The organism is Paraburkholderia sp. AV2, assembly GCF_054968425.1.
On record NZ_JBANLK010000108.1, the window covers coordinates 1 to 1,959 of the forward strand.

2 protein-coding genes are annotated in these 1,959 nt (G+C 65.8%); both read right to left on the bottom strand.

The window, feature by feature from the left end; genetic code table 11:
* The coding region (locus V8683_RS31265) for a DUF934 domain-containing protein (RefSeq protein WP_462849716.1) at positions 1 to 504 on the bottom strand (504 nt) is incomplete at its 3' end.
* A 33-nt stretch (positions 505 to 537) separates the two neighbouring features.
* On the bottom strand, positions 538 to 1,959 hold a 1,422-nt coding region (locus V8683_RS31270), incomplete at its 5' end, for a nitrite/sulfite reductase (RefSeq protein WP_462849714.1).

Consider the following 1,959-nt stretch of genomic DNA (forward strand, 5'->3'; position numbering starts at 1 on the left):
GCGGAACAGCGGCGAAGGCTCGTCGAACGCGCCCTGATACTGCACCGTGAACTCCGTGAACGCCTTGAGCGCGTCGTGGAGGTCCTTGTCGGCGCGCAGCGCATACGCATCGAAGCCGCAGCGCTCGTAGAAGCGCAACTGGTCGCGCAGCACATCGCCAATCGCGCGCAGCTCGCCCTGGTAGCCATAGCGTTCGCGCAGCAGACGCGCCGTCGAATAACCGCGGCCGTCACGGAACACCGGGAAATCCACTGCGATCAGAGCCACCTCGTCGAAATCGCCCGCGATATCGGCCGGTTCGCTCTCCGGCGCAAGCCACACGCCGAGCTCGTCCCGGCTGCGCGAGGCCACCAGCGCGTCGCGCTGCGCCTGCCACAGCGCGAGCGGCACGATGATCTGGCCCGCAGGCAGCGCCGCCACTTCGGGCAGTGCGCCGTCTTCGGCCGCGCGCACGACCTGCCAGCCGTCTTCAACGATCTCGCGATTCCTGATGATCAAAGCCATTTGCTTAACTCTCGTCTCTCGTTGCGTGCGGGTTCAGGCGTGCGCCGGCTGGCGCGAGGCGTACACGCGTTCCTTGAACGGTGCGATGCCGATGCGGTCGTACGTGTCGATAAAGCGCTCGCCTTCGAGCCGGTGCTCGACGAACGTATCGATCACCTTCTGCACGACGTCCGGCATCTCTTCGGCCGAAAACGACGGCCCGATCACACGGCCCAGGCGCGCGCCATTGGCGCCATTGCCCTGCTCGCCGCCCAGCGACACCTGATACCACTCCGCACCGTCCTTGTCCACGCCCAGCACGCCGATGTTGCCGACGTGATGGTGCCCGCACGAGTTCATGCAGCCCGAGATATTGAACGACAGGTCGCCCAGGTCGTGGACGAAGTCGAGATTATCGAAACGCGCCTGGATCGCCAGCGCAATGGGGATCGACTTCGCGTTCGCGAGCGAGCAGAAGTCGCCGCCCGGGCACGCGATGATGTCGGTCAGAAGGCCGATGTTCGCCGTCGCGAAGCCCTGCGCCTTCGCCTTTTCCCACAGCGCATAGAGGTCGCGCTTCTTCACGTCCGCGAGAATCAGGTTCTGCTCGTGCGAGACGCGGATCTGGCCGAACGAATACGCGTCGGCCCAGTCGGCCACGGCTTCCATCTGTGCGTCGGTGGCATCGCCCGGCGCGATGTCGCGCGGCTTGAGCGAGAGCGTCACCGAGGCATAGCCCGGCACGCGGTGCGGACGCACGTTGCGCTCCACCCAGCGCGCGAACGCGCGGGTTTCGAGCAGATGCTTTTCGTACGACGTATCGGTATCGGGCAGCTTTTCGTAGGCGGGCGGCACGAAGTGCTGCGACACGCGCTCCACTTCGGCCTGCGTGAGCGTCGAGGGGCCGTCCTTCAGGTGCTGCCACTCCTCTTCCACCTGCTCGGCGAATTTCGCCGGCGAGAGCGCCTTCACGAGAATCTTGATGCGCGCCTTGTAGAGGTTGTCGCGGCGGCCGTAGCGGTTGTACACGCGCAGCACGGCTTCGCAGTAGGTCAGCAGGTGCTGCCACGGCAGGTCGCGCTTGATGATCGCACCGACGATGGGCGTGCGGCCGAGGCCGCCGCCCGCGAGGATGCTCGCGACAATTTCGCCGTCGACGTTACGCTCCAGGTAGACGCCCAGGTCGTGGATCTGCACGGCCGCGCGGTCTTCCTTCGAGCCCGAGACGGCGATCTTGAACTTGCGCGGCAGCCAGGCGAATTCGGGGTGGAACGTCGACCACTGGCGCAGGATCTCGGCCCAGGGGCGCGGATCGACGACCTCGTCGGGCGCCACGCCCGCGAACTGGTCGGCGGTGATGTTACGGATGCAGTTGCCCGAGGTCTGGATGCCGTGCATCTGCACCGAAGCGAGTTTGGCGAGGATTTCGGGCGTCTCCTCGAGCTGGATCCAGTTGTACTGGATGTTCGAGCGCGT